We start from the raw sequence: 8,149 nt of genomic DNA on the forward strand, positions 1-8,149 counted from the left end.
CTCCACGCCAAAGACCGCGGCTGCAGCCACCCCGGCTGCACCGTGCCCGGCTACCTGTGCCAGGTCCACCACGTCGAGGAATGGGCCGCCGGCGGGCGCACCGACATCGACAACCTCACCTTCGCCTGCAAGCCCCACCACAGGCTGCTAGACAACCACGGCTGGAAAACGCGCAAACGCGCCGACGGCACCACCGAATGGATACCACCACCCCACCTCGACACCGGCAAACCAACAACCAACGGCTACTTCCACCCCGAGCGCTACTTCCGGCGAACAGACGAGGACGACGGCGAGGAGCGCATCCTGTGAATTGTCGGTTCTGTGGATTATTTAGGCGCCTCTCAGTGTCTACATATGTGGTCGGGTAGTCGTCGGGCGTGTGCTGACATGAGAGGAAACGAAACTGATGAAGATGAACGTGAAGAAGATGGTCGGTGCTGTCGCGATCGCCGGGGCAATTGGGTTGCCGGCCTTTGGATTGAGCGCAGGAGCTGCGAACGCCGCGTCGCCGACTCCCTCGGTTCCCGACCCAGTGGATACCGTGCAGACTCCCGCTGACCCGCAGGTGCAGCTGGTTGACGACCACTGGGGCGGTGGTGACCACGGCGATTGGCGTTGGGGCGACCGCGGCGATCGGGGCTGGGGCGACCACCACGACTGGGACCGCGGCGGCTGGGGCTGGGGTTGGCGCGGGGGCTGGGGCTGGGGCTGGTAAGCCCCGGCTGCTCGCCTGCCGCTCAATAGCTGTAGTCGGCTAGACGCGTACTTCCGCGGCGCCGCGCGCCGTCGATGGCCACCAGCGCGGGCACCATTTCGCTGGTGACCAGACCGTGTTCGGCGGTCGCCTCGTCAACGATGTCGAAGCAGCGGGCAATGTTGTCCGGGGTGTCGACGATGATCGTCGTGACCGGCACCCGACGGGTCAGTTGTAACAGCCTGTCGCCGTGCGGTTTCTGGTCGTCGTGGAAGCCCCAGATGCCGCGTAGCACCGTCGCGCCGCTGACGGTGCCAGACTCCCGCAACCGGCGAACCAGCGCGCGGTGGATTGGCAGGCCGTTGTGGCGATCGGCCTCCGAGGTGTAGACCATCAGCTTCTGCCACAACGGCAGCCCGCGCTGGTCGACATCGGGCAGCGAGTCCGGCCGGCCAAGCAGCTTGCCGTCACGCTTGCAGATCCGCGCCCGCTCGATCGTCAGGAGCGGGCGCGGTAGCAGCGCGTCGAGTTCCGGTAGCACCGCGGCGATTTCATCTCGGCCGCCGACCGCGATGATCATCATCGGAACGTTCACATTGCGGCTGAAAAACCGTGCCCGTATGCGCTGACCATGGGCGGTGCCGTCGACGCCAAGGAACGCCGAAGCGCCCGCCAATCGACGCTCGAACAGCAAATCGCAAACCGCCTGATAGGCGGGCACTCCGAGGGCACGTTCCTGACGACCGACGTAGACCGTCAACTTGGTCGCGACGCCCAAAGGGGCGGCAGCCGTGCCGATTACCTCGTCGGCAAGCCGAGCACGCTCCAGCGTCACAACTCCCCGCGGCGTCAGGGCGACAACATCGTCGACCAGGGCTTGTATCTTCCCCCTGGCGTCGACGGCGGCGACGGCGACCGGCGGATCCTCCGACAGGCTCAGCGACTCGTCGGTGCGCAGCTTCTGGCGTGCCCCGAAGCCGCCGATGCCCCGCAGCATCACGCTGGTGGCCACCCGGCGCCGGCCATACAACTCCAGCATCGCGTCGGCCACGAATCTCCCCGAAACGCGTTGCCGCTCACCGAAGTAAGCGGTCAGCTTCAGGCAGTCGTCGTTCACAGCCGGCCTGCGATCCACAGCCCCGCCGTCGCTGCCGCGAGTCCGAGCGCGACACTGACCGCAATGTTGGCCACGGCGGCCCAAACCTGGCGCTCCTCGGCAAGCCGCTGGGTCTCCAGCATCCACGTGGAAAACGTCGTGTACGCGCCGACAAACGCGGTGCCGACAAGCAGGGAAGCGGTGTGGCTCAACGCGAGACCGCTCAGCAGGCCCAGTAGCAGCGCGCCGCTGAGGTTCACCGTGAGCGTGCCGAACGGAAACGAGCGCGCGATCCGGCCGGCAACCCCGCGGTCAACCACGTACCGCAGCACCGACCCGATGCCGCCGATCACGGCGACACCTGCCCAGATGACGACAGTCACACGCGCACCCGCACGCGGCGCACCAACGCGGTCGCGATGTACACCGCGAACAAGCCCGCGACGATGCTGCCCACGGTATAGCCGACCGCCAACCCGTAATGGTGGTGCTCGATCATCCGCACCGTCTCGACCTGCATCGTGGAAAACGTTGTGAGCCCGCCGCAAAACCCGGTGCCGAGCAGCGGGCGCCGGTAGCTCGACAGCGGCAACCGCTCCAGCAGTCTGGTGGTGAAATACCCGACCAGAAGCGCGCCGACGATGTTTACCACGAAGGTCGGCCACGGCCAGCGCGACGGATCCGGGGCGGCGGCGAGGCCCAGCGCCGCGCGCGCCGCGCTGCCGATCGCGCCTCCGACGAAGACGGCGGCCAGCTCACGGTTGTCGTGACCGAGCATGACGCAAAGTATGGCCTCACCAAATTCCGGGCACGAGCCGGTAGGTGCCGCGCATGTACTCTGCGTACCGGTCGCCGAGCCCGTCGAGCAGAACGCGCTCTTCCACCCGGATCCGGTACAGGACCGCGGCCACGATGAAGCCGTTGTAGACGACAATCGCCGCGAGGTTGGCGAACGGGAGCGAAAAACCGAACAGCGCCAGCAGCAGCCCGCTGTAAGCCGGGTGCCGCAGCACCCGGTACGGCCCGGAGCGCACCAGCTCGTGTCGTTGTTGGATCTGCACGGTCGGATGGAAGTGCCGGCCCAGCGTCGCGACCGACCACCACCGCAGGCCGATTCCGCACCACGCGACAACCAGCCCGACCACAGTCCACGTCGTCCGATGCAGCGGAAGATCCACGGCACGCAGGTGCGCCGCGAGCACCCCGGCAAGCATGCCCCCGGCAACAGCGCACCCCCAGATGGCGCCCAGCGTGCGCCATTCGCGTGTCACCACGGGCTCGGCATGACGACGCTGACGGGCGCGCAACACGAGCTCACCGGCCAGCCACAGCACGACAGTGATCAGCACTGGAATCCGCACGCCGCCATGGTAGGGACGGCACGAGAAATCGCACCCCAGACCGCCGCACGCCAGGATCGAGCGAGGAGCAGAATCGGGTCCATGGTGGCCAATCCGCGCGCCGGCCAGCCGGCGCAACCCGAAGACCTCGTCGATCTGCCCCATCTCCTGACGGCCTACTACGCGGTCGAGCCCGACCCCGACGACGTCGCCCAGCAAGTCGTGTTCGGGACGTCCGGCCATCGCGGCTCGAGCCTCGACGGCGCATTCAACGAAGCCCACATCTTGGCCACCACGCAGGCCATCGCCGAGTACCGGGCCGCGCAGGGCACCACCGGGCCGCTGTTCATCGGCCGCGACACCCATGGGCTTTCCGAACCCGCATGGGCGTCCGCGCTGGAGGTGCTGGCCGCCAACGACGTTGTCGCGATGATCGACTCCGCCGACCGCTACACCCCGACACCGGCAGTCAGCCACGCGATCCTGACCTACAACCGCGGCCGCAGCGACCACCTGGCCGACGGAATCGTGGTAACCCCGTCCCACAACCCGCCGCGCGACGGCGGCTTCAAGTACAACCCGCCCAACGGCGGGCCCGCCGACACCGACGCCACCAGTGCTATCGCGAGGCGGGCGAACCAAATCCTGCGCGACCGATGCAAGGCCGTGAAGCGGGTACCGCTGTCCCGCGCGCTGCAGACCGCCCAGCGCCACGACTACCTCGACGCCTACGTCGAGGACCTGCCCAACGTCGTCGACGTCCACGCGATTCGTGCCGAAGGCGTGCGCATCGGCGCCGATCCGCTCGGCGGCGCGAGCGTGGACTACTGGGGCGCGATCGCCGAGCGCCACAGCCTCGAGCTCACCGTCGTGAACCCGCTCGTCGACGCCACGTGGCGGTTCATGACGTTGGACACCGACGGCAAGATCCGGATGGACTGCAGCTCGCCCAACGCGATGGCGTCGCTGATCGCCAACCGCGACAAGTATCAGATCGCCACCGGCAACGATGCCGACTCCGACCGGCACGGGATCGTCACCCCCGACGGCGGGCTGATGAACCCGAACCATTATTTGGCGGTCGCGATCGACTACCTCTACCCGCATCGACCGCAGTGGCCCGCTTCGACCGCGGTCGGCAAGACGGCGGTGAGCTCGTCCATCATAGATCGGGTGGTGGCCGGGCTCGGTCGCAAACTGGTCGAGGTGCCGGTCGGCTTCAAGTGGTTCGTGGACGGATTACTGGGCGGCAGCATCGGTTTCGGCGGCGAGGAGAGCGCGGGCGCGTCGTTCTTGCGCCGCGACGGTTCGGTGTGGACCACCGACAAGGACGGCATCATCATGGCGCTGCTGGCCTCCGAGATTCTCGCCGTGACCGGTGCGACGCCGTCGCAGCGCTACGCCGAATTGGCCGAAAAGTACGGCGCACCAACGTATGCGCGCGTCGACGCGCCCGCGAACCGCGAGCAGAAGGCGCGGCTGAGCAAGCTGTCGCCCGATGAAGTGACCGACACCAAACTGGCGGGCGAGGAGATCACCGCGAAGCTGACGACCGCGCCGGGCAACGGCGCGCCGCTCGGCGGACTGAAGGTGACGACGGCCGACGGCTGGTTTGCGGCGCGGCCGTCGGGCACCGAGGACGTGTACAAGATCTACGCCGAGTCCTTCCGTGGTCCGGAGCATCTGCGGGAAATACAGGAAGCCGCCCGCGAGGTGGTGTCGAAGGTCATCGGGTGAGCTCCACGACGGAGGGCGACTGTTACCCGAAGGAACGGCTGCCGCCTGAGGTCTGGGTACTGATCAGCGCGAACGCGGTGATTGCACTTGGTTACGGAGTGGTTTCCCCGGTGCTACCGCAGTACGCGCGCAATTTCGGGGTCAGCATCGGCGCGGCGACCTTTGTCATCACCGCGTTCGCGCTGATGCGCCTATGCTTCGCACCGGTCAGCGGGTTACTGATTCAGCGGCTGGGGGAGCGGCGGGTCTACGTCACCGGCATCCTGATCGTCGCGGTGTCCACCTGCGCGTGCGCGTTCGCCCGAACGTATTGGCAGCTTTTGCTTTTCCGATCACTGGGCGGCATCGGCTCGACGATGTTCTTCGTCTCGTCGCTGGGACTGATGATCCGGGTCAGCCCGCAAGACGCCCGCGGTCGGGTGGCCGGCATGTTTTCTACGGCGTTCCTCATCGGGTCCGTCGGCGGTCCCGTGTTGGGCAGTGTGACCGCCGGGCTGGGTCTCAGCGCGCCGTTCGTCATCTACGGCGCGGCGCTGCTGATTGCGGCGACCGTGGTGTTCGCGAGCCTGCGGCACTCGACGCTTGCGTCGCCCGAGCAGCAGAGCGAGCCGGCGGTCACGGTGCGAGTCGCGTTGCGGCAGCGGGCTTACCGGGCGGCGCTGCTGTCGAATTTTGCAACGGGATGGTCGGTGTTCGGCCTGCGCATGGCCCTGGTTCCGCTGTTCGTCACCGAGGCGTTGGGTCGCGGCCCCGGCATGGCGGGGCTCGCGTTGGCGACGTTCGCGATCGGCAACGTGTCGGCGGTGTTTCCCAGCGGCTACCTGTCGGATCAGGTGGGCCGGCGCACGCTGCTGATTGCCGGGCTGTCGGTATCCGCGATCGCGACCGCGACCGTCGGGTCGGCGTCGTCGCTGCCGCTGTTTCTGGCCGGGGCGTTCGTCGCCGGGGCGGCGGCCGGGATGTTCAGCGCACCGCAGCAGGCCGCCGTCGCCGACATCGTGGGCAGCAAGGCGCGGGCCGGCACCGCGCTCGCGACCTTTCAGATGATGGCCGACCTGGGCTCCATCGTCGGGTCGTTCTCGGTCGGGCAGATCGCCGAGCACTTTTCGTTCGGGTCGGCGTTCGTCGTCAGCGGCGGAATCCTGCTGCTGGCCGCATTCGGCTGGACGCTCGCGCCCGAGACCCGACGGCTCCCGCCGTTGGCACCGACCCCGATACGGGCACTCGGGCCCGGGGCCGGCGGGGAAGTGCCCTGACCTGCGGCTTTGAACCGTTATTGCTGGTGGTGTAGCTTCGATGGGCACACCTTCCGGGGCTATGGCGCAGCTGGTAGCGCACCACACTGGCAGTGTGGGGGTCAGGGGTTCGAGTCCCCTTAGCTCCACTTACCCGGCACCTAAGGGGCCTTACTCGAACCCTGCTGTCGGTTAGAATGTGCGCCGGCTTTGCGTCGGCGGTTACCGCGTGGCCGCAGCTGGGTTAGCCCGTTGATTATGAGCTCGAGTCCGAACTCGAACTCGTCCTCCAGTGGAACCGGCATGTGGTCGGCGACACTGATGGTGGCAGGAAATTCGGTTGGGTTTACGCCATCGAATTGATTCGATGCCATTGCGTCGTCGGTTTGACCGGCGGTGGTAGGTGCTGTCAGTTGGATGGCGAAACCCAAAACGTGGCGGGCCACGGTCGCGTAGGACCGCGCGGCGAGTTCTGGCTCAAAGCCGCTGTCCAGCAGAAGAGCGATGATTTTTTCTCGGCCAGCCATCGCATTTGGTCCGATCGGTATCCGCTCGATGAGTAGCGGAGCGACGTTAGGGTGGCGCCGTAAGACGTTAAATGTTTTGCGCGCGAAAGACTTACATGTCTCCTGCCAAGACTGGGAACGGTTCTCAGCGGTGTCATATTCGACTTCGCCGAATACGCGGTCGATTACCTGACCCACCAAGTCGGACCGGTTGGCGAAGTGTCGATACAGCGTGGCGGTCCCGGAGTTGAGTCGCTGCGCCAACGTCCGCATGGACAACGCGTCGGCGCCGGCTTCGTCAACGATTTGTAGCGCCGTCTCGACGATCCGATCGAGGGGAACCGGGGGACGTCCCCGAGAGCGTCGAGCCGCCGGGCGCTGGCGCTGTGTGGTCGTCACGCGGCCCAGTATGGCGGGTCTTGACATCCCGCGGCAATATCGGCAACACTGTATCCATTATCGAGAAGCGGTAAGTGGCGATCATCGGCTCGCCGCCGTAGCCCTACGCCACTCGCCGGCCAGCTTTCAAGCCCACCAGAACAAGGAGATTCCGCGATGTTGCTTCCACTGGCAAGCGAGCCCTCTGTGGCTCCCACCGACCGAGACATGCTCCCGTCGGAGCGTCGCATGTTCGTGCGCACCCACCGCACCTGCGTCTTCGGCTACCGGCGTCGGCACGATGGTCCCGCGATGTCGATCGTGTACTACATACCGACCGACGACGATGAACTTCTCATCTCCACGATGGCAGGACGCGGCAAGGCCCGCGTCGTCGAACGCGATGGAAAAGTAAGCATCTGTGTGCTCGACGAGCGCTGGCCGTTCGCCTATCTCCAGGTGTACGCCGACGCGACGCTCGAGCGTGACCAAGACCTCGTGGTTGACGTGATGATGGCGGTCGCTGGACGCATGTCTGGCCAGCCACTGGGCGAAGAAGCCCGCCCTTACGTCGAGGAGATGGCCGCCAAGGAGAACCGAGTCGTTGTTCGCTGTCGGCCCTACTCGACATTCGCTCAACCACCGCGCCACCTGCACCGCAACGACCAAGAAGAGCGCATCACGCATTGGGCATCCGGCGTCGTGCCATGGGACGCCCCGGACCCGGCGTAAGAGTCATGGTTACCCGAGCTGCAAGAGTGATCCGTTGAAGCGAACACTGCTGCGCGATGGGCAAGTCACCATGGCGCCGACCCGGCCCGACGCGGAGTGGGTCGACATTCTCGTCGAGGACGACTACATCGCTCAAGTTGGTAACCACCTCGTCGCCGACGACGCCGAAATCGTCGACCTCGCCGGCCGCATTGTGATACCTGGCCTCGTGAACGCGCCTGCGGACGCACTACAGAGGAGTCGATCGCGCCGCGATGGCCCGCACACGGAAGGGTACGTGAGATGGAATTGACCAGAATCGTCGTGGCGGTCGCCTTTGCGGGGGTGTGCGTTGGTTCGGCGGTGCCCACACTGGCCGGAGCGGCTGCGATGCGGCAGGCCGCCGAACACTTCGGCATCCCGTGGCCACGCTATCGGTTGATCGGCGT

The 8,149-nt window shown here is 66.5% G+C and carries 11 protein-coding genes and 1 tRNA gene; 7 read left to right on the top strand and 5 right to left on the bottom strand.

Annotated features, from left to right (window positions below; translation table 11 throughout):
• On the top strand, positions 1 to 312 hold a 312-nt coding region (locus VE759_RS11840; protein ID WP_324932169.1), incomplete at its 5' end, for an HNH endonuclease signature motif containing protein.
• 103 nt (positions 313 to 415) lie between these two features.
• Positions 416 to 718: a hypothetical protein gene (locus tag VE759_RS11845; protein ID WP_324932172.1), complete on the top strand. Its 303-nt coding sequence runs from the start codon at positions 416 to 418 to the stop codon at positions 716 to 718.
• A gap of 22 nt (positions 719 to 740) precedes the next feature.
• Here the strand turns inward: VE759_RS11845 and VE759_RS11850 are convergent, their stop codons facing one another.
• From VE759_RS11850 to VE759_RS11865, 4 genes are read right to left on the bottom strand one after another with little or no spacing between them, the layout of a single operon-like run.
• Positions 741 to 1,814, bottom strand: a complete 1,074-nt coding sequence (locus VE759_RS11850; RefSeq protein WP_324932175.1) for a DUF190 domain-containing protein — start codon at positions 1,812 to 1,814, stop codon at positions 741 to 743.
• Positions 1,811 to 2,176 carry a fluoride efflux transporter CrcB gene (gene crcB / locus VE759_RS11855; RefSeq protein ID WP_324932178.1) on the bottom strand — a complete coding sequence of 122 codons (366 nt, stop codon included), beginning with the start codon at positions 2,174 to 2,176 and terminating at the stop codon, positions 1,811 to 1,813. The genes VE759_RS11850 and crcB (VE759_RS11855) overlap by 4 nt, the downstream gene beginning before the upstream one ends.
• Positions 2,173 to 2,571 (bottom strand): fluoride efflux transporter CrcB, encoded by a 399-nt coding sequence (gene crcB / locus VE759_RS11860; protein WP_324932181.1) that lies wholly within the window; start codon positions 2,569 to 2,571, stop codon positions 2,173 to 2,175. The genes crcB (VE759_RS11855) and crcB (VE759_RS11860) overlap by 4 nt, the downstream gene beginning before the upstream one ends.
• Positions 2,572 to 2,587: 16 nt before the next feature.
• Positions 2,588 to 3,154 carry an isoprenylcysteine carboxylmethyltransferase family protein gene (locus VE759_RS11865; RefSeq protein WP_324932184.1) on the bottom strand — a complete coding sequence of 189 codons (567 nt, stop codon included), beginning with the start codon at positions 3,152 to 3,154 and terminating at the stop codon, positions 2,588 to 2,590.
• Positions 3,155 to 3,235: 81 nt separating this feature from the next.
• Here VE759_RS11865 and pgm point away from each other — a divergent pair, with 81 nt between their 5' ends.
• The 3 genes from pgm to VE759_RS11880 all read left to right on the top strand — a co-directional run bounded on the left by pgm (position 3,236) and on the right by VE759_RS11880 (position 6,254).
• Positions 3,236 to 4,870 carry a phosphoglucomutase (alpha-D-glucose-1,6-bisphosphate-dependent) gene (gene pgm / locus VE759_RS11870; protein WP_324932187.1) on the top strand — a complete coding sequence of 545 codons (1,635 nt, stop codon included), beginning with the start codon at positions 3,236 to 3,238 and terminating at the stop codon, positions 4,868 to 4,870.
• Positions 4,867 to 6,126: an MFS transporter gene (locus VE759_RS11875; protein WP_324932190.1), complete on the top strand. Its 1,260-nt coding sequence runs from the start codon at positions 4,867 to 4,869 to the stop codon at positions 6,124 to 6,126. Before pgm ends, VE759_RS11875 begins: the two co-directional genes overlap by 4 nt.
• A 55-nt stretch (positions 6,127 to 6,181) precedes the next feature.
• Positions 6,182 to 6,254, top strand: a tRNA-Ala gene (locus VE759_RS11880).
• A gap of 12 nt (positions 6,255 to 6,266) precedes the next feature.
• Here the strand turns inward: VE759_RS11880 and VE759_RS11885 are convergent.
• Positions 6,267 to 7,019 (bottom strand): TetR/AcrR family transcriptional regulator, encoded by a 753-nt coding sequence (locus tag VE759_RS11885; RefSeq protein ID WP_414687891.1) that lies wholly within the window; start codon positions 7,017 to 7,019, stop codon positions 6,267 to 6,269.
• 147 nt (positions 7,020 to 7,166) lie between these two features.
• Between VE759_RS11885 and VE759_RS11890 the strand changes: the two genes are divergently transcribed.
• On the top strand, positions 7,167 to 7,721 hold the full coding sequence (locus VE759_RS11890) for a pyridoxamine 5'-phosphate oxidase family protein (RefSeq protein ID WP_324932194.1): 555 nt from the start codon (positions 7,167 to 7,169) through the stop codon (positions 7,719 to 7,721).
• 34 nt (positions 7,722 to 7,755) lie between these two features.
• A complete protein-coding gene (locus VE759_RS11895) occupies positions 7,756 to 8,013 on the top strand; it encodes a hypothetical protein (protein WP_324932196.1) in 258 nt (85 codons plus the stop codon).
• The last annotated feature ends 136 nt before the right edge of the window (positions 8,014 to 8,149 follow it).

Origin of the sequence: Mycobacterium sp. (genome assembly GCF_035640695.1) — a bacterium.
GTDB lineage: Bacteria > Actinomycetota > Actinomycetes > Mycobacteriales > Mycobacteriaceae > Mycobacterium.